Source organism: Litorivicinus lipolyticus (assembly GCF_009650135.1).
Lineage (GTDB): Bacteria > Pseudomonadota > Gammaproteobacteria > Pseudomonadales > Litorivicinaceae > Litorivicinus > Litorivicinus lipolyticus.
In genome coordinates this window covers 2,283,665-2,306,592 of the sequence record NZ_CP045871.1, presented here as the reverse complement: position 1 = coordinate 2,306,592, position 22,928 = coordinate 2,283,665, and the positions used below count along the sequence as shown (strand labels likewise).

Here is a 22,928-nt window from a genome sequence, read left to right as displayed (position 1 = left end):
AGGAGTTCAGATGTTTACAGGAATTGTTCAGGGCACCGGTTCGGTGGTTTCGATGCGTGAAAACGGTGGGGTGGTGCGTTTGGTGGTGGCGGTGCCAAGCACCGATAAGCTGACGGCGGGTGCCAGCATCGCGATTAACGGAGTCTGCCTGACCGCGGTCAGTTGGCGCGATCGTGAGGTCGACTTTGACGTCATCGCCGAGTCCATGCGGGTCACGAATTTGGGCGACCTCGGCCCCGGCAGTGCGGTCAATGTTGAGCGCGCGGCACGCTTTGGTGACGAGATCGGCGGCCATTTGCTGTCCGGCCACGTTCACGGCACTGCGCGCTTGGTCGGCCGCGATCTGGACGGCGATAACCTGGCGCTGACCTTTTCGACCCCTGCGGACTTGCAGCGTTACCTGTTGCCCAAGGGCTATGCCGCCCTGAATGGCTGCAGCCTAACCCTGGGCCCGGTGGTGGACGATCATTTTCAGGTCTTCTTGATCCCCGAAACCCGCAGCATCACCACCTTCGGTGACCTCGCGGTCGGCGCGCGCATTAACCTAGAAGTCGACAGCCAAACCCAGGCCGTGGTCGACACGGTCGAGCGCGTGATGGCGGCTCGGGCATGAGCATTGACGGGCTGTGGGTGTACCCGCTGAAATCCGGCGCTGGACGGGCGCTGCAATCGGCGACGCTAGATCGTCTTGGCGTCAGCGGTGATCGGGCCTTTGTGTTAACCGATGCCGATGGCCGGTTTTTGAGCGCGCGTGCGGATCCGCGGATTAGCCAAATCAGTTTTGATGGCCAGCATTTTAGCCGCCATGGGCAGCCATCGCCGCCACTGGCATGGGCGCCGGGCGCGGGCGACGTCAGCATTTGGGCGCGTCAGCAGCCCGGCCAGTGCGCCGCGGACGAGGTCAACGCGTGGTTCTCACAGACCTTGGGCCGCACCGCGCTGCTGTGGCGCTTGCCGGCGGAGGCGGGGCTCCACTTTGGCGATTCCAACCCGGTCATGGTGCTCTATCAAGCCACCGTGGATGCCATCCAATTGGCGCTGGGTCGACCTTTTGGCGCCGAACAGCTGCGCCCGAATATTCTGTTGTCCGGCGGCCAGGCCTTTGCTGAATCCGAGCTGGGTCCGCTGTCATTTGACGGCGTCACGCTGGAGCCGGTCGAGCCCTGTACGCGCTGCAAGATGATTAATTTGACGCCCGGTGCCGAGGCCTATCCGGAGTCGCTGGACGTGTCGCGTGCGCTGAAATCGTTAGATGTCGATTTTGTTGCCGGCATGCACTATCGCGTTCTGACTGCCGGCACGATCCGGCGTTGAGCACCTGGCAGTCGCAATTGTCGGATGGGTTTCGCAGCGCATCCGAACTGTTGGCCTTCCTGCAGCTGCCGGCGGCTGGCATGAGTGCCGCCGCTCAGGCCGACTTTGCAACCCGGGTGCCGCGCCACTTTGCCGCGCTGATGACGCCCGGTGATCTGGACGATCCGCTGCTGCGTCAAGTCTTGCCGATCGGCGATGAAACGCTTCAGGTGCCGGGGTTCAGCGACGACCCCTTGGCCGAACAGCAAAACGCCGCGCCTGGGGTTTTGCACAAATATGGCTCGCGGGCGCTGCTGATCTTGCGCGGCGGCTGCGCGGTCAACTGCCGCTATTGTTTCCGCCGCGCCTTTCCCTATGCCGAGCTGTCGTGGTCGGCGCGCACCCAGCGCGACGCGCTGGGCTACCTGCGTGCGGATGCGGGTATCAACGAGGTCATCTTGTCCGGCGGTGATCCATTGATGGCCAGCGACGAGGCCATTGCTGACCTGGTCGGCGAGCTTGCCGGCATCGATCACATTACGCGGGTGCGCGTTCACAGCCGCCTGCCGGTGGTGATGCCGGATCGGCTGACGCCGCAGTTGCACCAGGCCCTGACCGGGACCCGGTTAAAACCGGTGCTGATGCTGCACGCCAATCATCCGCGCGAAATAAGCCGCGCATTGCATGAGCGCTTACAGCCATTTGTCCGTGATCTGCCGGTGTTCAATCAGGCGGTGTTGCTGCGCGGTGTTAACGACGACGCGACGACGCTGGCGGCGCTCAGTGAAGCGCTGTTCAACAGTCGAATTCAGCCGTACTACCTGTTTTTGCTGGACCGCGTTCGGGGCGCTGCACATTTCGAAGTGCCCGAAGCCGAGGCCAAGGTCGTATACCGCGACTTGCAAAGCCGGCTGCCGGGCTTTTTAGTGCCTCGATTGGCTCGCGAAATCCCCGATAAACCGAACAAGACATTGGTGCTATGACCGAAGGCTCGTTACTCAGCTTATGGATCGCCGGCGCGTTAATCGCCGGGACCTTGGTGCGCATGGCGCAACTGCCGCCGCTGGTCGGATTTTTGTTGGCCGGGGTCATCGGTGTTCAGTTGGGTGCGCCGACGCCGCACACCTCATTCGAGCTGATGTCCGAGCTGGGTGTTGAGTTACTGCTGTTTACGATTGGTTTGAAAATCCGCCTGCCGGAATTGCTGCGGCCGTTGATTTTGACCACGGGGCTTGCCCATATCGGCTTGTTTTCGCTGGTCATGATGCCGGTGGTGGTGTGGTTCCAGCCGGGCAACCCAGTGGCGTGGATTTTGGCGATTGGTTTGACCTTTAGTTCGACCGTGATGGCGGCCAAGGTATTGGAAGCGCGCCGTGAAACCCGCGCCTTCCATGGCCGGTTGACGGTCGGCTTGCTGGTCATGCAGGACGTGGTTGCGGTGGTGCTTCTCGGTGTGTTGGCGGGCGAGGCTCCGAGTTATTGGGCCTTTGGCCTGTTGGCTCTGCCGCTACTGCGCCCGGTTCTGATGGGCTGGTTGGATCGGCTTGGGGATGGCGAACTGGTGGTGCTGGGCGGTTCGGTGTTGGCACTGGTGGTCGGCGGCGCCTTGTTCCGGTTCTTGGGGTTGTCTGGCGAGCTGGGTGCGCTGGTGATGGGCACCTTGTTGGCCGGGCATGTGCGCGCTAAACAGCTGGCCGACAACCTGTGGGCGTTTCGGGAATTGATGCTGGTTGGGTTCTTTTTGCTGGTCGGCACTCAGGTCACCTTGGATTGGCAGGTATTGCAGCTGGTGGCGCTGCTGACGCTGCTGCTGCCGGTCAAGGCCGCGCTTTGGGTGCTGGTGTTGTGCCGCGCCAAGCTGCGCTCGTACACCGGGTTTTTGGCCAGTGCCAACCTGTTTACCTATTCCGAGTTTGCGCTGGTGGTGGCCAGTGGCGCACTGGCGGCGGGTCTGATTGATGACCGTTGGATGGGGGCGTTGGCCCTCAGTGTGGTCGTCAGCTTTATCCTGGCGGCCCCCCTTGCACGCTATGCGCACCGCTTGTTTGAACAATGGGAGGCGCCGCTATCTAAGTTGCAGCGCGCCGAGCAGCACCCGGACGATCAGCCGATCAGCATTGGCTCGGCCAAGGTTTTGGTCATGGGCATGGGGCGGATTGGTACCGGCGCGTACCTGTATTTGCGCGAGCGCGGCGTGTCGGTGGTCGGTTTGGACGCCGACCCGATCAAGGTTGGGCCGCACGTGAAAAACGGCCGGCGGGTGCTGTTTGCCGATGCCGAGGATCCGGCGCTGTGGCGGACTTTGAATTTGGACGGTGTCCAAATGGTGCTGTTGGCGATGCCGGATGCCAACGCCCAGGAACACTGTACCTTGCAACTGCGCAAACTCGGTTTCCCGGGTTTGGTGGTGTCGGGCACGCGCCGCAAAGCGGCGATTGCGGCGATCGAAGCCGCCGGCTGCGACATGGTCTTTGACGTTGCCGATGCCGCCGGCGTCGGGTTGGGCGAGCGCGCCTGGGAACAATTAGGAAAACCGTCGTGAATTTAGCATGGGTGTTGTTGGTGGGATTGGCGCTGGCGTGGGGGACCTCGTTTGCGACCATGGAGGTCGCCTTGGAAGGCGCCGGCCCAACCGCGATTATGGCGGGGCGGCTGGTCATTGGTGCGCTTTGTGTGTCCGCGGCGGCAATGGTGATGCGCGTTGGACGGCCACTTGTCAGCGGCTGGTGGCAGTACCTGGGGGTCGCGGCGATCGGCAATTGTGTGCCGTTCTTTTTGATTCCCTGGGGTCAGCAAACGGTGTCGTCATCGGTCGCCGGCGCCATCATGGGGACCATGCCGCTGGTCACGGCGGCGTTGGCCACTGCGGTCGGAATCGAGGCCTTGAGCCGTCGCCAGTGGGCCGGGTTGGGCATCGGTTTTGTTGGACTGTTGGTGCTGGCACAATCCCAAACTCAATTCAGCGGCGCTTTGCATGGCTCGCTGGCAATCTTTGGGGCGGTCGTGTGCTATGCCTTAAGTACCCTGATTGCGCGCGCCGGGCCCGATCACAACCCGATCCGTGCCGGTGCCGCGACGCTGTGCCTGTCCGGGCTGATCGGTGCGGCGGCCTTTGTGACATCGGGTGAGGGTATGCCGACCTGGTCCGGCCACAGTGCGTGGGCGGTGGTTTATTTGGGGGTGTTACCGACCGGCATCGCGGCGGTGCTGTACTTCAAAGTGGTTAAGCTGCGCGGCCCGGTGTTCCTGTCCCAGGTCAACTACATGATTCCGGTGATTTCGTTGCTGATTGGGCTGTGGATCATGCGCGACCCCTTTGTCTGGGCGCTGCCGATCGGCATTGGTTTGGTGCTGTCGGGCTTGGCGCTGGCGCGACGCAAGCCCGGCGTGGTTAGCGCGTAGAAAAGTACAGGGCGATGGCCTTGATGGTGCGATCGTCCAGCGCCACGGCCTGCGATTGCATCAATTTGTTCAAGCGCTCGCCGGCCCGGTAGGCCTTTAATTGAGCCTCGATATACATGGCTTTTTGGCCACGAATGTTGGGGTATTGCAGGGTTCCGGAAATACCGTCCTCGCCGTGACAGGCCATGCATTTTTGCACGTACGCCTGCTCCGATCCGTAGGTTAATAATTCCGCCTCAGTTTCAGCAAAGGCGGGTGCGGTGGCGATGACCGCGGCGGCGCAAGCAACCCGGGCAAATGAGTTCAACAGCGTCATGGTGGCTCCTTAGGGTGCGGGCTTGCTGGCGTAGTAGCTGGCGAGGTCGAAAATTTCGGCGTCGGTCAAATTGGTTGCCTGTCCGGCCATAATCGCGTTCGGGCGGTAGCCACTACGATAATGACGCAGTTGTTCAACCAGGTAGCTGCTATGTTGGCCCGCCAGGTTCGGAAAGGTCGGTCCAATGCCGATCCCATCCATACCATGGCAGCCGATGCAGCCTTTAACTTGGGCAAGCTCGGAGCCGCTTTGAATGGCCTTTTCGTTGGCCATGACACTTGCGGAAAACGCAGCCAGCAGGGCCGCGGTCAGAATCTGATACTTCACTTATTATTGTCTCCCTAACTGGGTGCCCTGTGTTCGGGCCTTTATCAGCCGTATCGTTTTTACCCTAAATCGCGGTGGCTGGCAAAACTAGCCATTCATGGTGTCCCGGGCTTGGTTCAAAAGACCCGCCATGTAGTCACTGCCACCTTTGTCCGGGTGCAGCTTGGCAATCAGCCGGCGGTGGGCGTCGCGTACAGTTTTCGGATCCGCGCTTTCATCGATTCCCAATATTTGCGCGGCTTTGGCGCGGGTCATCGGGCCATCGGCGACGCCTGTGTTGGCGGTCGGCTTGGCCCCGGTCAGCTTTTCGGCCATCTGACGCACTGCCGGCCACATCCGGACCACACTCCACAACCGTTGGCCCATGGGAATGGCGGCGGCGATCACGGCGAATAGCGCATGCAGTTTACCAGTCGCGACCAGCCAAAAAATAACCAGGCCGCCGCCAATTAACAGCAGTTGGGTTTTGAACTTGGCCCACAGCGGTGTGCGTGTTAGCAAAAATATCAGCACACCGACGGCGAGCAGGGTGATCGGATTCACGTGGTCTCCTCATTTCCGAGTTCTAGTACCTCGGTCGCAACTGGGCGTCCAAACCAGCGCTGGACGACTATCTTTGTAGGATAGCCATAGACGGCTTCAGTTTTAAGTAGGCGGTAATGCGATACAAGGGTGGTTTTACATTGATCGAGACGCTAGTGGTGTTGGCGGTGGCGGCAATTTTGCTGTCGGTGGCGATACCCAGCATGCGGCCGTTCGTCCAAGAACAGCGTGCGCGTACTACCGCCCAGACGTTCATGAGTGACCTGGTGTTTGCGCGTGGCGAGGCGGCCCGGGGTAATACCCGGGTCACAGTCACCGCGGTCGGCGGTAATTGGGCCAATGGATGGACGATCGTTCGTGCAGGCATGGCCGAGCCACTGCGCAGCACCGGTCCAGTTGGCGGCGCACTGGTGATGTGCGCCACCGATGCCGCGCTGGCGACCCAGCTGACCTATCGCGCCGATGGGCGCTTGGTTCGCACCGGCGGCACCCTGTTGGACGCGATCCTGGTTGGCTGGCACGACGACCCCTCGACCGCCAGCGACAACCGCGTTCGCGAAATCCGAATTAATTTGGCCGGCCGGCCAGAGGTCATCGAAGCCAACGGCCGCAGCTTGGTCGACGCGGCGGGTAACCCATGTTGAATCGCGGGTTCACCTTGATTGAAGTGCTGGTGTCGTTGCTGCTGTTGGGCATGGGGATGTTGGGGATTGTCGCCTTGGCCGGTAACGGCCAACGCAGTTTCACCGAAAGCACCCAGCGAGCCGAGGCCCTGCGCTATGTCGAGGAAATGGCCGATCGCATTCGGGTCAACCCGGCGGCGATCGCCAACTATGTCGCCCCGGGCGGGGCGATCACCCCGGTTGCGGTCGGCGCGGGGACGGAATTCGACGCCATCGGCGCGACCGTGCCGGATTGCGCATTGAGCGCCGCATCCGCCGCCGGCAGTGGCTGCAGTGCCGCGCAAATGGCCGAATACGACCGTGCCTGGTGGGACGGGTTAGTGGCGGGGCGCTTTGGAGAGCTGGGCTTAAACAGCCCGCGCGGCTGTATTAATCGGGTCGCCGGCATCCCGGAGCGCGCGCGGATTGCCGTGGTTTGGCAAGGCATGAGCGACACCGCTGATCTGGGCGTTAACGGCGCGTTGTTCGCGGCCATTGATTGCGGTGACGACACCTTTATCGGTGCCGCATCGCGACTGTCGCGGCGCATGGCGGTATTGGAGGTGGCTCTGCCATGAAGCCGCAATCGGGTCTGTCGCTGGTCGAGCTGATGATCTCGCTGCTGCTGGGTAGCCTGATCGTAATTGCGGCGATGACGCTGCTGAGCACCAATTCACAGCAGCTGCGCGATCAAACGGCGAAAACCGCACTGCAGGAAAACAGTCGAGTGGCGCTGGATATCCTGGGTAATCACATTCGACTGGCGGGGTTTTACGGCACCATGGACGGTGACGATCCACTGGTGGCGCGCTTTTCGACTGGGCTTGCGAATAACCGCTGCCAGGGCACGGTGCTGGATTCAACCCAAACGCGGCCGGCGCTGCAGGTGCGCAGTTTCGCCAACACCGCCGCCGCTAATGCCGCGTACGATTGTATTGCCCAAACCAACATTGACCTGACCTCGCCGGTGCTGGAAGTGCGCAGTGTTGACGGTGTGCCGGTACCGCCGAATAACGCATCGGCGCCGCTGCCTAACGACAGCTACTACGTCCAGGCCAGCCCCGGTGGCGGCTCGTTGTTTTTTGGTAATACCGATTACCAAGCCCTGCTGACCAACTTCGAAGACCGCGTCTATGCCGACGGCGGTCCGGTCGAAGTGATGCGCTGGCAGCCGGCGATTTATTATGTGCGGCCGTGCTCGAACCCCAGCGGGTCCGGGGCCACCTGTACGGCCGGCGATGACCCGACGCCGATGCTGGTGCGCCAACGCCTTACGATGCTTGGCACCCAGCCGGCGATGATCGAAGAGCCCCTGGTCAGTGGCGTCGAGCGGGTTGACTACTTGATCGGCCTGGCCGATGCCAACGGCCAAATCGATCGCTACGCGCCGCACGACAGTGCCGGCATTGACTGGTCGCGGGCGGTGTCGATTCGGCTGGCGCTGGTGGTTCGTGAAACCAGCGCGCGGGGCGGCACGGATACGTCGTCCTACACGCTACCCAGTGGCGCCACCTGGGATTGCACGGACAGCACGGATGCCGGCGCCTGCCAATTTAATCGCAGCCTGTTTGGCGGCACCTACAATTTACGGAATCGGATTTTATGAAGCGGTCCGCGCGCGGCAGCACCATGATTGTGACGCTGGTGATCTTGACCGTTCTGTCACTAATTGGGGTGGCCATGTCGACCACCTTGCGCACGGACTTGGCGATCACCAGTGCGCGCCAATGGCTCAGCGAGACCCGGGAAAACGCCGAGCAAGGGCTGGTCGCCTTTGTGCGACTGGCGCCGGATGAATTGCAGCCGGGCATGGTGCGACAGGATTACGACGTCGAAAACTTGGCCGGCAATCCGGCCATGCTCAACACCGACACCATCGACATCACTGTGCGCGAACTGTTTTGCGGTGATGACGGCAGCACCGGCAGCGGCAACATGATGGGCGCCGGCGCCAAGCGTGTGTGGTTCAACATTGAAAGCACGGCCACGGGGGATGCCACCGGCACCCGTGCTCAAATTAACCTCGGCGCTTCGCGTTTAGCGCCGCCTGATGCGTGTAACTACTGATGAATAAACTGTGTGTGGCTCGACTGTTGAGCCTGTCCTTGGCCTCGGGGTTGACTGTTGCCACGCTATTGGCGGCCGGCGTCAGTGCGCCGAGTTTTGCGCGCGACACCGATATATACAGCCGCAGCGATTTCGCCCAGTCCGCGCTCGGGGTGGTTGAGCCCAACGTGCTGTTGGTGCTGGATAACTCCCAGTCGATGCTGGCCCCGGACGGCTGGAAAGAATACCCGGGGGAATATGACCCCAACGTCGAATACCTGTGGAACGACCGCAACGAGGATCGATACGACGTTCAGGACATTGTCTTGGATGCATCGACCTGGGACGGCGCGCGGGATGCCCAGGGCGTGTCACAAAACCCCATGGGTTTTTTTGCCGACGCGCCCTGTACGCCGGATACCGCAGGTGTTGCCACAACGGCTGAAATCACCGAAGTCGACGCCCTATTGGCCGACGAAGATCATTGCACCACGCAGGGTTTCCGTAACTGGGTCCGGGCATGGCCCCGTGGCACTCAGGTGATGGCGCCGGGCACGGCGGATGAATACACCGACTGGGCGGATCGCGAAACCTTGCGTAACTACGATCGTCGCTATCTGTGGTGGTTGCCGGCCGGTACGGACGAGCACGATAAGCGCTTGGCCTCGCTGTCGATGAATAACTGGCGCGGCGAAGACTGGATGCAAGAGGGCGTGCGCGCGCTGACCAACTTCCGTGATCCGAATTCGTATTCCGCCGGCTACGGTAACAACCACAACCGCTGCGTCGGCTCACGCCGCTCGCTCCAAGAAGCCGGGGTGTTGTCGCCGCGTGCGTTTTTCACCGAGACCGAAATCAACGACCTAAAAGCCGGTCCAGGACTGGGCGTTTACCGCAACAAACGCTGGCTGCGCTGGGAGCCCTATGGCGGTGTTAACACCGTCAACGAATCGGACTTCCCAGGTGGCAGCGCGCCGGTGGGCGTTAACAGCACGACCTTCAATTCCAGCGGTTGGCCGCGAAACGACAGCAGCCGTGGCAACCTGCAGCATCCCCTGGCTGATATTTACATGAACAACCAGCGCCTGCCGATCCGGGCGCGGCCGTGGGGTGATACCAATAGCAACAACTTCAAGGATTCGGGCGAGACCTGGGAGGCCAGCCAAAGCGCATTTTGGGCGCCGCTGCGCGCCGATGGCGGTGGTTACCAGGGCACCTCGCGGTTGGACTCGATTGCCAACGTCAGCAACACCAGCCCCGCCGCCAACCGCATGATCTACCGGTGGCTGGAAGATACCTACCCCGGCTTTAGCGCAAGCTCAACCCTGCAAGGCTGGGCCCACCGACCATTTTGGTATGCCTATCAGTCAAACTGGTCGGCGCTGCCGACCCTGCCCAACGGCGACAAGGATTTATCGCAGTTTGTCGCGCCGTGGTTTTACTACGATGACCTGTGGACCAAGGACGTTAACCTGCCCGGCCCGACCTGCCCCAGCATCGCCGGTCGCAATGTCGTCAACACCCGCACCGGCGCCAACAATGGCGCCACCTATGTGGCTCAAAATGAATCGGTGGTCGAGGCCTTTTGCGAAGACTCGAACAACTGGACCAACTTTGCCCAGGGCAGTTGCCAGTTTGAGGGCGGCACCCAAAATATTTGGACCACCTATTCAGTGTGGCAGTGGCAAAACCGCGACTACTTTACCAACGAACAGGGCGTCCAATACGGCTACGGCGGCAGCTGTGTGATGACGTCCGGTTTGGGCGTTGGCGGCATTGATTACAGCAAAGTCACCACCGGCCCCCAGGGCCAAACCAACTGGGTCAAGGCCTCGGACGAGGGCGCTGCGTGCCGGGCCACGAACAACACTGCCCAGTCGTGCAACACCCTAGACGGCGCCAGTGCCGGCTCGAACTGCCGCTACAACCGATCGTGCAACAGCAAATCCGTCAATGACGTCAAATACCCCTATTACTCGCGCCGTCAGGTGCGCTGGGAAACCACGCATGATTGTCTTTATGACGACGGCGACAACCAGGGCTTAAAGCGTTCATCCAACAGCTGGAATGCCGGCCTGGGTTACGTCTCCAGCCAAACCCATTCGGATGCTTGGGAAACCACGTTCACCAATAATGCCGGCTACAAGATGCCGATCAACTACCAAAGCCAAACCGCCACGCCGCAGTCGGTCGACGTTTACTCGGCCAACTATTTGAATTTCCGCTTTGGCGTCAAAGGGCCGAGCGGTCACCCGGTCGGGCGCATGTCGCGCTTGGGTGTGGCGAAAAAAGCCATCAGCCAAGTCATCAGCGAAAGCGCCGGTGTGCGCTTCGGTTTGATGGTGTTCAACAGCGCCGACAATGTGGGCAATGCCGAGGGCGGTAAGGTCGCCTTTGCCGTGGCGGACATGGACGCCGACTACCCGGCCAACACCAGCATTAGCAACCGCCAGGCGCTGTTGACGACGATCGCCAATGTCACCGCCGATTCATCGACGCCGTTGGCCGAGACCATGTACGAGGCAGCGCTGTATTTTTCCGGTTCGACGCCGCTGAACGGCACCGGGGATGGCAATCACGATCCACGCGCCATCTTGGGCGACGGCAATTATCGCAGCCCGATGTCGGACAACCCGACCGAGGCGGATCCGGCGCTTTGTCAAAAGAACTACTCGATTTTAGTCACCGACGGCGACCCCGAGTTTGACGGTGACGCCAACACCGAAATTGCCGCGCTGTCGTACACCCGCAGCGACAACCTGAAAGTTGCGACCAATCAGTCGACCGACACGGTCAGCGTGCGTGGCGCGGTCGGCTCTCCGGGCGAATCACCGTGGCAGCAGTTCGCCGGCTACGCCGATGCGACGGCGCCGTCACCGAACCCGGACCTGGCGATTCAGCGGTTGCAAAACGTTGAGCGGTTTAGCTGGCTGGACGAGCTCACGTACTTTATGAACAACGCGGACCTGATCCCGACCGCGGCCTGGCCGGGTATCCAGAACGTGTCGAATTTCGTGATTGGGTTCCAGGGCGTGAATTCTGAAGTGCTGGTCAAGTCGGCGACCTTCGCCGAGGACGACAGCGATTTCTACACCGCCGATTCGGCTGAAAGCCTGAAAAACGCGATCCAAGGCGCGCTCCAAGGCATCCGCCGCTGGACGCCTGTGCGCTCGGCCCCGGCGGTGGGTATCAATGCGGGTGACCGTGCCGAGACCGGTCAGGACGTCTACATGGCGTTCTTTGAACCGACCACTAAACGCGGCTGGCGCGGGACCTTGAAGCGCTTTCAGATACACAGAGAATCGCTGGCCCAGGTGGCCGACGACAGCGAATTGGATTCGTTGATGTGCTCGCAGCCGGACAGCGTTAAGCAGGCCCTGGACAACGACGGCAGTGCCGATGTTGCGGTGACCGAGTGTTTGCTGGCGCGCGAGGCGGGCACCGGCACCCAAGTCGGCCTGCAGGCCTACGAAGTGGTCACCAATAATGATGGCACCACGTCCGAAGAGTTGGTGTTGCGCAAAGACACCCACGATGGCTTCGTCGATGATGTCCAGTATGCCGATGGCGGCAAGGGCGATGCCGGCGGCACCGGGTGGCAGTTGATCGAAGACTTCCTGGCGACCCCGGCCAATCGCAAGGTCTATGCGCGCATCAACACGGCGGTGGCGAATTTGTCGAATGCGGCCAATCACCTGACCGCGACCAACGCTTCAGCGCTGGCGACACGGTTTGGTTTGGACGCGACCCAGACCAGCGCAGTAACCAAGATCGCCCGCGGCATTGACCCCAGCACGGACGGGTTATTGGATTGGCCGCACGGGGATATCTTGCACTCCAGCCCGGTCGTGCTGCACTACGATGTCGGCGCCGCAACCCCCAGCAAACAAACGCTGTTTTACCTGTCCAATGACGGTCTGTTGCGCGCGGTCGACACCGCCAGCGGCTCCGAGCTGTGGTCGTTTATGGTCGACGAAGCGTTTTGTGCCTATGCCGCCGGTCCGAACACTGGGTGCACCGCGGTCTCCGGCGGCGCACAAACGCGCCTGGAAGCACGCTACCAAAACCCCGAAGGGGAGCACCTAATTTTGGCCGACGGACCGATGGCGCTGTACCTGGACGATGTCACCAACAGTGGCGATAACCGGCCCAACGGCGTGGTCCAAAGCGCCGACGGCGACGAGGCCATCTTGATGTTTGGCCTTCGCCGTGGGGGGCGCGCGTATTACGCGCTGGACGTGTCGGACCGGTTGCAACCCAAGGTCAAATGGAAGATCGATGCCGACAGCGGCGGGGCCTTTGGATTGCTCGGCCAGACCTGGTCGAAACCCAGCCTGGGCAAGTTGCGCGGTTACCACGACAACGCGCGGGTCCACAAGCCGGTCGCCATCTTCGCCGGTGGCTATGACCCGGTGTTCGATAAAGCCTACGAACAGCTGGAAGACCCAGCCGGGGTCGACACCGCCACCTATCCGCGCACGGCAAACGTCAACCAGGACGCCAGCATGGGTATTGGGGTCTACGTCGTCGATTTGCGAACGGGCGCACTGGTGCGCTGGTTCGGTCCGTCAACGGTGGCCGGGGTCAGCAACAGCTTCAGCACCTGGGACGCCTCGAACACGGCCTATGGCACGGACGAGGGCGCCATGGACAGCGCCATCCCCAGCGACTTGACCGCGCTGAACATGGATTTGGACACGCGAGGCTTCTTTGACGCCGCCTATCTAGGCGATTTAGCCGGCCAGGTTTGGCGGATCAACTTTTCGGGAATGGATGCCACGCGCTGGAATGTGCGCCATCTGGCAAACCTGACCGGCGATCAGCGCTTGGCAGATGCGGACATGACTCAGGTCGATTTGGCGCGGGCGATTTATTACCCGCCGGCTGCGCTGAAACACAAGGACTACAACATGGTCCTGGTTGGTACTGGGCAACAGGAGTTGCCGCTGTTACAGGAAACCCAGGATTACCTGTTCATGATCAAAGACGTCAACAAGTCGATTGATCCGGCCGACAGCTCGATCGTCGACGCCAGCGGTAACCTGAATGCGGCCTGGGTGTTTGGAGGCGCCGGTAACAGCTTCCAAACCGCGCTAACCCCCAGCACCGATAACGTTACCAGTGCCGATCAAACGCTGCTGACCGCCGCCAACGCCAGCATCGGCAATGCCGCCGTTGCCGGTTGGGCGGCGCCACTCCCCAAGGGTGAAAAGGCGACCGGGTCGGTCCAGGTATTTAACTGGGTGGCCACGCTGCCGACCTGGACACCGACGGCGACCTTGAATGCCTGTACGCCGGCCGGATTGGGTCAGTTGCGGGTGTTTGATTCTAAGCTCGGGAGCCCGCTGGTGATTGGGGTCGACAGCAATGACGATGGTCAAATCGACAGCTACCTGTACAAAACCAGCATTGGGCCCAAGGCCCGGGGTTACGTCGACAGCAGTGCCCTGATCTTTCAGGACGGCGAGGTCCGCCAGCTGATTAACGCTGACGGCCTGACTACCCAAAGTTCAATGATGAATGGCCTGGGCATCCAGCTTGAGTACTGGTATCGCGAGTTGGAAAATTAGTCCCAGGGCGTGTCGCCGGCGCCGGGCAGGGCGTTGGCGTCGTTGTCATCCAGGCTACCGCGACGGGCATCCACCAGGATCGCCGGGTAACCGACCAAGCGCGCCGATGAAGCTGGGTTTAACGCGATCGTAAAGGAGGGCACTCCGGCGGTGCCTTGGTTGCAACCGGCGCTGGCCGGGATCGGTCCGCGGTAGGTGCTCAGGGTCGGCGCGTAGTGCGTGCTGACGTCGCCGGGCAAGCTGTAGTTCAGCGCCGCCAAGGTGCAGGCATAGGCCCGTGAGTCGGCATAAAACTGTTCTTGGCGACCGGCGATGTCCAGCAGTGCTTGCTGTGCTTGCTGCTCGATTTGGTCGTTAATGTGGTTCTGGTAGGCCGGTATCGCGAAAATGCTGATGATGCCGATGATGGCCACTGCCACCAGTAGTTCAATCAACGAAAAACCCTGCTTAATCATGTGCTTCCCTCGTGTCTGGGGGTCACTTTATCGTCAATTCGTGCGGCTGGCGTCGGACCTTTCTGTTCAATGCTTGTCTAGGACAGTCGGGCGCGCGTACTCTAGCACTATGACAACAGCCAATGCCCGCCATCCAATCCGTGTTGTATCGCTATACACCGGCCTATCGCCCGAGTTGATTCGGGCCTGGGAAAAACGTTACCAAGCGGTTGAGCCGACCCGGACTGATACTGGACGACGCCTATACAGCGACAAAGACGTGGACCGTCTGAAACTGTTGAAACGGGCCAGCGACAACGGCCGGCGTATCAGCGACATAGCCGGTTACAGCAGCCAGGAATTGACCGAACTGATTAGCCAGGATCAGCCGATGGTAGCGGCGGTCGAGGCCGTCAAGCAGCCCGACGGGTCGGAGGTGGAAGCGCTACGCGCATCGATGATGGACGCCATTCGCGAGCACAACCCGGCGGCCTTGGATGCGTTGCTGTACCGCGGCTCGTTGCAGTTCACCTCACCGACGCTGATGGAGGATGTGGTCGCGCCGTTGCTGCGTAGCATCGGCGAAGGTACGCGCGAGGGCAGCTTGCGCATCTCCCACGAGCACATGGCGACCGCGCAAATACGGACTTTTTTGGGCGCGATGCGCCCCGCCAGCGTTGAATACCAAGAGGCGCCGCGGGTCATCATCACCACGCCGAGTGGTCAGCTGCACGAATTGGGCGCGCTGATGGTGTCGGTGACCTGTGCCAGCGAAGGTTGGATGCCGATTTACCTGGGCCCGAATACTCCAGCCGACGAGATCGCCGTGGCTGCGGTCGCCAGTGGTGCGATGGCGGTCGGGCTGTCGATTACCTATCCGGCGGATGATCCGCGCTTGCCCGGTGAATTGCGCCGGTTGCGCCGCCAGTTGCCGGACAATATTCCGATTTTCATTGGCGGGGCTGCGGTGCGCGAAAATTCGCCGTTGTTGCAAGAGCTGCACTCGCCCTACTTAAACAGTCTGCATGCGGTGCGTGACTACCTGGCCGAATTGCGCCAGGGGATTGAGGGCTATTAGATGACTGAAACGGAACTGGCCGCCAGTGCGGGCCAAACAGTCCCAGATATTCTGGCGAATGAGGGCATTATTTACCTGATCCGGATTAACGGGCTCGGCCTGTTAAAGGATGCCGGTGGCGCCAACCGAGTATTCAAAAGCGCGACCGCCGCCGGTACGGTGTTGGCGTCGATGGGGTTCGAGTCGGCGCAGGTGGTGCACCAATGTGCCTATGACGAAGTGATCGGCCATGAGCCGTTGGCGCCGGCGGATCGATTCATGAAGACCCCGATGGATTTAAGCGGCTTGAAACCGCTCGTTTAGCGCGCTTTTAAGGCGTTCGTAACCGGGTTCATTGGCGTCAATGACGCCGTGGCGCAGCATGAAGTCCATGATTACCAGGTTGCAGTTGTATTTAAAGTCGCAGGTGTGCTCGATACAGGCTCGCAGTCGCGGCATATCCCACAGCTCAAAGCGTTCGACTTCGCCGTCGTTGGGCGTCGGGGTCCAGCCGGCAGGGACTTCGATGTCGTACAGGTACAACGCATTGTTGCGTAGACCGCCGTCGCTGGCATGGCAGTAGCTCAGGATGCCCGCGGGCTGAACCGATATCGCACGGCTCATATCCAGCGCGGCTTCCTCTTCGGCTTCCTTGGCCAGCACATCGTCCGGGCTCATGCCGGCGGTCAGGCCGCCGCCGACCATGTTGTCCCATTGCCCTGGAAAGGTCGGCTTGGTTTGGCTGCGTTTGGCGACCCACATTTTTAGCTCGCCATGCTCGCGAACAAATCCATTGGCATGCACACCAAAAGCCTGGATGCCCAGGTAGGGCACACAGCCGCGCGGCACGGTCGCGACCATGCGCTGGTCGCTCAAGGTGTACAGGCCAAAGGCTTCGGTGTGCCAGCGCGTGGCAATCTGGTCGCGGATGTCGTTGCATAGCGCGTCCAGTTGGTCGCTGTTTTGGGCGTCCAAGGCCGGCCCAAAATGCTGGGAGGCTAAGGGGACCGCGGCGGGCGCCAAGTGACCGACGGCTTCGCCGCGAAAGTACCAGGGAGTTTGTCCGGGTAAGCTGGCACCGTTGTTGGCCCGGGTAATATGGGCCATTAATGCTGACAAACTCAGCATGCGGTGGCGTCGTGTTGGGGTGGCAGTATCATCAGCATAGGTCGCAAGTTTACACCGCTCTGACTCCGGTCGCGACACCCCATCGGGCGGGTTAGCTGAGGTCGACCTCGATGATGCCGTCGGTGTTGACGCGGGTGTCGAAGCGATCGGTGGCTTCGTAGGCGGGGGCGGATTTAGCATCGCCGGTACGAATATCAAAGCAGGCGCCGTGGCGAGGGCACTTGATACAGCCGTTTTCGATGGCGCCGCCGTCCAGTTCCGCATCATCGTGGGTACATCGATCCTCGAGGGCAAAGAACTCGCCGTCTAGGTTAAACACCAAAATAACCGCTTCGTCGAAGTCAAAGCGCTGGTAATCACCCGGCGCGATATCCGCCGCCGGTGCAGTGGAGTGCCACATGGTTAATTCCTTAAAACATTCCGGTTGCAAGAGCCGCCGCTTCAGACATGCGTGAGCGGTCCCAAGGCGGGTCGAACGTCAGCTCGACATCGACCACGTCGACCGGCAGTGCATCGAGTTTCTGTTTGATGTCCGAGACGATCACCGGGCCCATGCCACAGCCGGGCGCGGTCAGCGTCATCAGCACACGCAGGTGGGTGCGACCATCCAATAATTGCGACAGGCGCTTTTCGTAAATCAGGCCCAACTCGACGATGTCGACCGGTATCTCAGGGTCGTAACAGGTCCGCAGTTGGGCGTCGACGGCGGCCAAAATCGCCTCGTCGTTGGCGGCCACATCGGCAACCGCAGCGGCCGCCTCGGGTGGGCGTACGCCCAGTGCTGGCATGCTTTCGCTAGCGATTCGGTACAGGTTTCCCTGGTATTCCACGGTCAAGCTTTCGCCCAGCGCCTGGGTCACCTTGACCAGCGCATCGGCCGGCAATTCGGTGGCAGTGCCGGCCGGCACCCGGTTAGCCGCGACTACGCATTGCGCGCGCAGCGGATCACCGGCCTTAAGTTGGCTCAGTAGACTCACAGCAAGATGCCCATGGCGACATCAATGCCGGCGACCAATGCGTCAATGTCGCCACGGGTGTTGTAGATGCCCAGGCTGGCGCGGGTGGTGCCGTTGACGCCCATGGCCTGAAGGGCTGGCATGGCGCAGTGATGGCCCGTGCGCACGGCGATTCCTTGCTGGTCGAGCAACGTGCCCAAATCGGATGCGGCGATGCCGGCAATTTCAAAGCTGATCGCGCCACAGGCCGCGCCGGCGGTGCCAATTAAGCGCAAGCCGTCGATGGCTGCCAGTTCAGTCCTGGCATAGTCATACAGCGCCTGCTCGTGGGCCGCGGCGGCATCAAAGTCAAAGCTGTGCAGCCAATCAATGGCCGCACCCAGGCCGATGCCTTCGGCGATGGATGGCGTGCCGGCTTCCAGACGATAGGGCAGCACGTTATAGGTGCTGGACTCGAAGGTGACGTGATCGATCATGTCGCCGCCGCCTTGCCATGGTGGCAGCGTTTCGAGTACGGCTTCGCGGCCGTACAACACGCCAATGCCGGTCGGGCCGTACATTTTGTGGGAACTAAACGCATAAAAGTCACAGCCCAGGGCCTGGACGTCGACACGGTCGTGGGGCACCGCCTGGGCGCCATCGACCAAGGTCACGGCACCGGCGGCCCGGGCCTGAGCGCACATGTCCTTGACTGGAATGCGGGTGCCCAGAGCGTTGGACACGGCACAGATCGCGACCAGTGCGGCGCCCTTGGCCAGTTCCGCGCGGTACACGGATTGGTCCAATTCGCCGTTGGGCATGACCGGGATTTTGACCAAGGCCGCACCGCTGCGCTGGGCCAGCATTTGCCAGGGCACTAAATTGGCGTGGTGCTCAAGTTCGGAGACCAAGATGCGATCCCCAGCCGTCAGCCGCAGGCCGAAGGTCTGAGCGACCAAGTTAATGGCCTCGGTGGTGCCGCGGGTGAACACCACTTCGCGCTCGCTGGCGGCGTTAATCCAGTTCGCGACCTTGGTCCGGGTCGCCTCGTAGGCCTCAGTCGCCAGCTGAGACAGCTCATGCACACCGCGGTGCACATTGGAGTGGGTGTGCCGGTAGTAGTGATCCATGGCATCCAGCACCGCTTCGGGCTTTTGGCTGGACGCGCCGGAATCCAAATACACCAGCGGTTTGCCGTGGACTTGGGTCGACAGGATCGGGAACTGTGCGCGAATCGCTTCGACGTCGAAACTCATGCCAGCACGACCTCGGCCGCCGGCAGGGTCGTCGCCAAGCGCTTTTCAATGGCGCCGGCCAGGGCCTCGGAGGGCAGCGCCTCAGCGATTTGTTCGGCGAACGCAAAGGTCAGTAGGGCGCGTGCCTGGGCCAACCCGATGCCGCGCTGGCGCAGGTAAAATAACTGGCCCTCGTCCAGGTTGCCGACCGTCGATCCGTGCGACGCGGTGACGTCGTCGGCGTGGATCTGGAGTTCCGGTTTGGGGTTGATTTCGGCTTTGTCGGACAGCAGCAAATTGGCGTTTTTCTGTTCGGTTGCGCTTTTCTGCGCGTCCTTTTCGATCACCACCAAACCGTTGAACACGGCTTTGCCGCGACCGTCGGCAATGCCCCGGTAGTGCTGGGCCGAGCGCGTATCCGGGACCCTGTGCTCGATCCGGCTGTGGCTGTCGGACACTTCGCGGTGGTTGACGCAATACAGACCGTTGAGTCGCGTAAAGGCGTGTGCTGCGTTCAGCGCGACCTGAATTTCGTCACGGTGCAAGCGACCGCCTAAATCCAAGAAGTGGTTTTCAAAGCGGGCGTTTTCGGCGACGTCGGCGCGCGTTTGAGCGGTGTTGTAATCGTTCTTTGCGCTCATCAACTTGTAGCGTGTGACGCCGGCATCACGGCCGATATCAAAGCTTTGCACGCTGTTGACCAGGTTGCCGGCACCACCGGCGTGCTGTTCCAATACCGTCAGTTGGGCGTTGGCGGCGACCTGCCACTGGATGCGCGGTTGCGCGGCAACCGGGGCGTCTTCGGCGACGGACAAAAACAAACAGTGCAGTGGCATGCTGATGCCGGCGGCAATGTTGATTTGAATCAGCTGCGCGGCGGCTGCATTGGCGGCGCTGAAGCCATCACGTGCGGCCGGAACCCGGTCCCATTCCTGGGCGTTATCGCTGATGTGGACGCCATCGACGCGATCGGACAGGGCGCTGATAAATTGACCGTTAATCCAGACCAAACGCGCGGCCTGAAAACCGGGCACGTCGTGATCGGTTAAGCCGGTGGCGGTGGTGGCACGGGGTGCGGCGAACGCGGTGCTTTCAAGCGCGCGCAGCGACAGGTACTTCCAGCCTTCCAGGCGCGTCGTCGGCAACCCAATGGCGGCTAAGGTGTCGCCGGCGGCGGCGTTACGGCTGAGCCCTTGCAGGCTTTCAAGTGCACTCATGCGCTTTTCAGAAGGCCTTCATAGCCTTCTTTTTCCAGTTGCATGGCCAAGGTGAAGTCACCGCTGGCTTTGATTTGGCCGTCGGCCAAGACGTGCACATGGTCCGGTTTTACGTGGTCCAGCAAGCGCTGGTAGTGGGTCACCATGACAAACGAGCGGTGCGCCGCACGCAGGTGGTTAATGCCTTCGCCGACAATACGCAGCGCGTCCACATCCAAGCCAGAATCGGTTTCGTCCAACAGCGCCAGGGTCGGTTCCAGCAGTTGCATCTGCAAAATTTCGTTGCGCTTTTTCTCGCCGCCCGAGAAACCCTGGTTAATGTTTCGGTGCAGGAAGCTCTCGTCCATTTTCATCAGCGCCAGTTTTTCGCGAACCAGCTTCAAGAATTCAATCGGGTTGATTTCGTCCAGCCCCATGTGAGCGCGTTTGGCATTCAGGGCGCTTTTGAGCAGGTAAATGTTCTTAACGCCGGGCACTTCGACCGGGTACTGGAAGGACAGAAAGATGCCGGCACGGGCGCGCTCTTCGGGTTCCAGATCCAGCAGGTCCAAGCCCATGTAGGTGATGCTGCCGTCGGTGACTTCGTAGTCGCCGTGGCCGGCTAGCACGCTGGACAGCGTTGACTTGCCCGAACCATTGGGGCCCATGATGGCGTGGATTTCACCGGCGCCAACGCTCAGGTTTATGCCTTTTAAGATCGGTTTGTCGCCGACACGGGCGTGCAAATTTTTAATTTCTAACATGGGGAGTCCTTAGCCTACGGCGCCTTCAAGGGTGATGCCCAGAAGGGCCTCTGCTTCCACGGCAAATTCCATGGGCAGTTTTTGGAATACATCTTTACAGAAGCCGTTGACGATCATGTTCAACGCGTCTTCTTCGCTGATCCCGCGCTGGCGCAGGTAGAACAGCTGGTCGTCGCTGACTTTTGAGGTCGTGGCTTCGTGTTCGACCTGGGCGGTCGAGTTTTTCGCTTCAATGTACGGGAAGGTGTGGGCCCCACACTTGTCGCCGATCAGCAAGCTGTCGCACTGGGTGAAGTTACGCGCGTCGGTCGCACCCGGCCCCATCCGAACCAAACCGCGGTAGGCGTTTTGGCCTTGTTGGGCGCTGATGCCCTTGCTGATGATGGTCGAGCGCGTGCGCTTGCCGACGTGAATCATTTTGGTGCCGGTGTCGGCCTGCTGCTTTTTGCTGCTGACCGCGACCGAATAAAATTCGCCGACGCTGTCGTCACCCAGCAACACACAGCTGGGGTACTTCCAGGTCACCGCCGAGCCGGTTTCCAGCTGGGTCCAGCTGACCTTGGAGCGGTCACCGCGGCACTCGGCGCGCTTAGTGACGAAGTTGTAAATGCCGCCTTTGCCTTCGTCGTCGCCGGGGTACCAGTTTTGCACGGTCGAGTACTTGATCTCGGCGTCGTCCAGGGCGATCAATTCGACCACCGCTGCGTGCAGTTGGTTTTCATCGCGCATCGGCGCGGTGCAGCCCTCGAGGTAGCTGACGTGGGCCTGCTCTTCGCAAATGATCAGGGTGCGTTCGAACTGGCCGGTGTTTTGTTCGTTAATGCGGAAATAGGTCGACAGCTCCATCGGCGAGCGCACACCTTTGGGCACGTAAACGAACGAGCCATCGCTGAAGACGGCGCTGTTCAAGCAGGTGAAAAAGTTGTCTTCGATGGGTACGACGCTGCCCAAGTACTTTTTAACCAGTTCCGGGTGGCTGTGCACGGCTTCGGACAGCGGGCAAAAAATCACGCCGGCCTCGGCCAGCTTGTCTTTGAAGGTGGTGACGACTGACACCGAGTCGAACACCGCATCGACCGCAACCCCGGCCAACATTTTTTGCTCCAGCAATGGAATGCCTAACTTGTCGTAGGTTTCCAGCAGTTTCGGGTCAACTTCGTCGAGTGACTGCGGGCCATCGCCGGGCTTTTTTGGCGCGCTGTAATAGCTGATTTTTTGGTAATCAATCGGCGGAATGTCCAGATGTGCCCAGTCCGGATTTTTCATGGTCAGCCAGTGGGCATAGGCTTTCAGGCGCCACTGTGTCATCCACTCAGGCTCGCCTTTTTTAGCGCTGATGGCGCGCACGACATCCTCGCTCAGTCCGGGCGGAAAGGTATCGGATTCAATGTCGGTCACAAAGCCGGCCGCGTACTCGCGATCGACCAGGTCGTCTACCTTGGTTTCAGTAGTCATCATTCACCTGCAGGGTTGGGATGCGTTGCAGCTTCGGCGTCGCCAGTTCAGCCAGCGTGACGCTGCGAAGCAATTGGTTTATTTGAACGCTGACACGGTGCCAGTGATCCATGACGTGACAGTGGTCGGTCAGGTCGCACAGATCGTGGTCGGTCACGCATTCGGTGACACCGCTGGGGCCTTCGATGGCGCCAATGATGTCGGCCAAGTCAATTTGGCGAGCCGAGCGGGCTAATTGATAGCCGCCACGGGGTCCTTGAACGGAGTGAGTCAGTCCAGCCTTGGTCAACAGCTTTAACAGCTTGGTCACCGTGGGCTTGGGAATACGGGTGGCGTCGGCAATGCACACCGCGCTTTGCAAGGTGGGCGCAGCCACCGCAAGCCGCGTCAGCACAACCGACGCGTAGTCTGTCATTTTGCTTAGGCGAATCATGCGCAAGCCCCGTATTAACTCAACCGGCGACCATAATAGGACCGTTGCGGTCCTATTTCAAATAATTGTGAATAAATGCGCTTGAAATCAACCAGATGAGAATGGTTCGCGTTTGCGGATTGGTGCGTGGTT

At 60.8% G+C, this 22,928-nt stretch carries 24 protein-coding genes; 12 read left to right on the top strand and 12 right to left on the bottom strand.

From position 1 onward, the window contains the following. Window positions 1-10 precede the first annotated feature (10 nt). Genes GH975_RS11790 through GH975_RS11770 form a run of 5 tightly spaced genes read left to right on the top strand, consistent with a single transcriptional unit; the run spans window position 11 to window position 4,695 of the window. Window positions 11-613, top strand: a complete 603-nt coding sequence (locus GH975_RS11790; RefSeq protein ID WP_153714711.1) for a riboflavin synthase subunit alpha — start codon at window positions 11-13, stop codon at window positions 611-613. Continuing rightward, on the top strand, window positions 610-1,314 hold the full coding sequence (locus tag GH975_RS11785; RefSeq protein ID WP_153714710.1) for an MOSC domain-containing protein: 705 nt from the start codon (window positions 610-612) through the stop codon (window positions 1,312-1,314). Before GH975_RS11790 ends, GH975_RS11785 begins: the two co-directional genes overlap by 4 nt. After that, the gene (gene epmB / locus GH975_RS11780) at window positions 1,311-2,276 is read left to right on the top strand and encodes an EF-P beta-lysylation protein EpmB (protein WP_153714709.1); all 966 of its coding nucleotides are present in this window, start codon (window positions 1,311-1,313) and stop codon (window positions 2,274-2,276) included. Before GH975_RS11785 ends, epmB begins: the two co-directional genes overlap by 4 nt. Then, window positions 2,273-3,835, top strand: coding sequence for a cation:proton antiporter domain-containing protein (locus tag GH975_RS11775; RefSeq protein ID WP_153714708.1), 1,563 nt, complete (start codon window positions 2,273-2,275; stop codon window positions 3,833-3,835). The genes epmB and GH975_RS11775 overlap by 4 nt, the downstream gene beginning before the upstream one ends. Further along, window positions 3,832-4,695 carry a DMT family transporter gene (locus GH975_RS11770; protein WP_153714707.1) on the top strand — a complete coding sequence of 288 codons (864 nt, stop codon included), beginning with the start codon at window positions 3,832-3,834 and terminating at the stop codon, window positions 4,693-4,695. Before GH975_RS11775 ends, GH975_RS11770 begins: the two co-directional genes overlap by 4 nt. Here the strand turns inward: GH975_RS11770 and GH975_RS11765 are convergent. The 3 genes from GH975_RS11765 to GH975_RS11755 all read right to left on the bottom strand — a co-directional run bounded on the left by GH975_RS11765 (window position 4,685) and on the right by GH975_RS11755 (window position 5,881). Next, window positions 4,685-5,011, bottom strand: coding sequence for a c-type cytochrome (locus GH975_RS11765; protein ID WP_153714706.1), 327 nt, complete (start codon window positions 5,009-5,011; stop codon window positions 4,685-4,687). The two genes, GH975_RS11770 and GH975_RS11765, sit on opposite strands and share 11 nt — an antisense overlap. A 9-nt stretch (window positions 5,012-5,020) precedes the next feature. Then, window positions 5,021-5,338, bottom strand: coding sequence for a c-type cytochrome (locus GH975_RS11760; RefSeq protein WP_153714705.1), 318 nt, complete (start codon window positions 5,336-5,338; stop codon window positions 5,021-5,023). An 87-nt stretch (window positions 5,339-5,425) separates the two neighbouring features. Further along, window positions 5,426-5,881, bottom strand: a complete 456-nt coding sequence (locus GH975_RS11755) for a J domain-containing protein (protein WP_153714704.1) — start codon at window positions 5,879-5,881, stop codon at window positions 5,426-5,428. Window positions 5,882-5,997: 116 nt separating this feature from the next. Here GH975_RS11755 and GH975_RS11750 point away from each other — a divergent pair, with 116 nt between their 5' ends. Genes GH975_RS11750 through GH975_RS11730 form a run of 5 tightly spaced genes read left to right on the top strand, consistent with a single transcriptional unit; the run spans window position 5,998 to window position 14,159 of the window. After that, on the top strand, window positions 5,998-6,525 hold the full coding sequence (locus GH975_RS11750; RefSeq protein WP_153714703.1) for a GspH/FimT family pseudopilin: 528 nt from the start codon (window positions 5,998-6,000) through the stop codon (window positions 6,523-6,525). Further along, window positions 6,519-7,121 carry a type IV pilus modification protein PilV gene (pilV, locus tag GH975_RS11745; protein WP_153714702.1) on the top strand — a complete coding sequence of 201 codons (603 nt, stop codon included), beginning with the start codon at window positions 6,519-6,521 and terminating at the stop codon, window positions 7,119-7,121. Before GH975_RS11750 ends, pilV begins: the two co-directional genes overlap by 7 nt. Continuing rightward, window positions 7,118-8,149 (top strand): PilW family protein, encoded by a 1,032-nt coding sequence (locus GH975_RS12200; RefSeq protein WP_153714701.1) that lies wholly within the window; start codon window positions 7,118-7,120, stop codon window positions 8,147-8,149. Before pilV ends, GH975_RS12200 begins: the two co-directional genes overlap by 4 nt. Beyond that, window positions 8,146-8,610 (top strand): pilus assembly PilX N-terminal domain-containing protein, encoded by a 465-nt coding sequence (locus GH975_RS11735; protein ID WP_153714700.1) that lies wholly within the window; start codon window positions 8,146-8,148, stop codon window positions 8,608-8,610. Before GH975_RS12200 ends, GH975_RS11735 begins: the two co-directional genes overlap by 4 nt. Beyond that, window positions 8,610-14,159, top strand: a complete 5,550-nt coding sequence (locus GH975_RS11730) for a pilus assembly protein (RefSeq protein ID WP_153714699.1) — start codon at window positions 8,610-8,612, stop codon at window positions 14,157-14,159. Before GH975_RS11735 ends, GH975_RS11730 begins: the two co-directional genes overlap by 1 nt. On the opposite strand, the gene GH975_RS11725 is transcribed toward GH975_RS11730, so the two are convergent. After that, the gene (locus GH975_RS11725) at window positions 14,156-14,614 is read right to left on the bottom strand and encodes a type IV pilin protein (protein ID WP_153714854.1); all 459 of its coding nucleotides are present in this window, start codon (window positions 14,612-14,614) and stop codon (window positions 14,156-14,158) included. The genes GH975_RS11730 and GH975_RS11725 overlap by 4 nt on opposite strands. A 109-nt stretch (window positions 14,615-14,723) precedes the next feature. Between GH975_RS11725 and GH975_RS11720 the strand changes: the two genes are divergently transcribed. Continuing rightward, window positions 14,724-15,671, top strand: a complete 948-nt coding sequence (locus tag GH975_RS11720) for a MerR family transcriptional regulator (RefSeq protein ID WP_170272642.1) — start codon at window positions 14,724-14,726, stop codon at window positions 15,669-15,671. Further along, window positions 15,672-15,974, top strand: a complete 303-nt coding sequence (locus tag GH975_RS11715; protein WP_153714697.1) for a DUF6482 family protein — start codon at window positions 15,672-15,674, stop codon at window positions 15,972-15,974. Here the strand turns inward: GH975_RS11715 and GH975_RS11710 are convergent. The 8 genes from GH975_RS11710 to GH975_RS11675 all read right to left on the bottom strand — a co-directional run bounded on the left by GH975_RS11710 (window position 15,948) and on the right by GH975_RS11675 (window position 22,796). Further along, window positions 15,948-16,778 (bottom strand): NUDIX hydrolase, encoded by an 831-nt coding sequence (locus tag GH975_RS11710; RefSeq protein WP_170272641.1) that lies wholly within the window; start codon window positions 16,776-16,778, stop codon window positions 15,948-15,950. The genes GH975_RS11715 and GH975_RS11710 overlap by 27 nt on opposite strands. A 91-nt stretch (window positions 16,779-16,869) precedes the next feature. Further along, the gene (locus tag GH975_RS11705; protein ID WP_153714695.1) at window positions 16,870-17,178 is read right to left on the bottom strand and encodes a non-heme iron oxygenase ferredoxin subunit; all 309 of its coding nucleotides are present in this window, start codon (window positions 17,176-17,178) and stop codon (window positions 16,870-16,872) included. Window positions 17,179-17,188: 10 nt separating this feature from the next. Beyond that, window positions 17,189-17,755 (bottom strand): iron-sulfur cluster assembly protein, encoded by a 567-nt coding sequence (locus tag GH975_RS11700; protein ID WP_246164728.1) that lies wholly within the window; start codon window positions 17,753-17,755, stop codon window positions 17,189-17,191. Next, window positions 17,752-18,969, bottom strand: coding sequence for an aminotransferase class V-fold PLP-dependent enzyme (locus GH975_RS11695; RefSeq protein WP_153714694.1), 1,218 nt, complete (start codon window positions 18,967-18,969; stop codon window positions 17,752-17,754). Before GH975_RS11695 ends, GH975_RS11700 begins: the two co-directional genes overlap by 4 nt. Then, complete coding sequence (gene sufD, locus GH975_RS11690; RefSeq protein ID WP_153714693.1) at window positions 18,966-20,165, bottom strand: Fe-S cluster assembly protein SufD; 1,200 nt, start codon at window positions 20,163-20,165, stop codon at window positions 18,966-18,968. Before sufD ends, GH975_RS11695 begins: the two co-directional genes overlap by 4 nt. After that, window positions 20,162-20,908 (bottom strand): Fe-S cluster assembly ATPase SufC, encoded by a 747-nt coding sequence (sufC, locus tag GH975_RS11685; RefSeq protein WP_153714692.1) that lies wholly within the window; start codon window positions 20,906-20,908, stop codon window positions 20,162-20,164. Before sufC ends, sufD begins: the two co-directional genes overlap by 4 nt. 9 nt (window positions 20,909-20,917) lie before the next feature. Beyond that, a complete protein-coding gene (gene sufB, locus GH975_RS11680) occupies window positions 20,918-22,366 on the bottom strand; it encodes a Fe-S cluster assembly protein SufB (RefSeq protein ID WP_211365817.1) in 1,449 nt (482 codons plus the stop codon). Then, window positions 22,353-22,796, bottom strand: a complete 444-nt coding sequence (locus GH975_RS11675; protein WP_153714690.1) for an SUF system Fe-S cluster assembly regulator — start codon at window positions 22,794-22,796, stop codon at window positions 22,353-22,355. Before GH975_RS11675 ends, sufB begins: the two co-directional genes overlap by 14 nt. Window positions 22,797-22,928 lie beyond the last annotated feature (132 nt).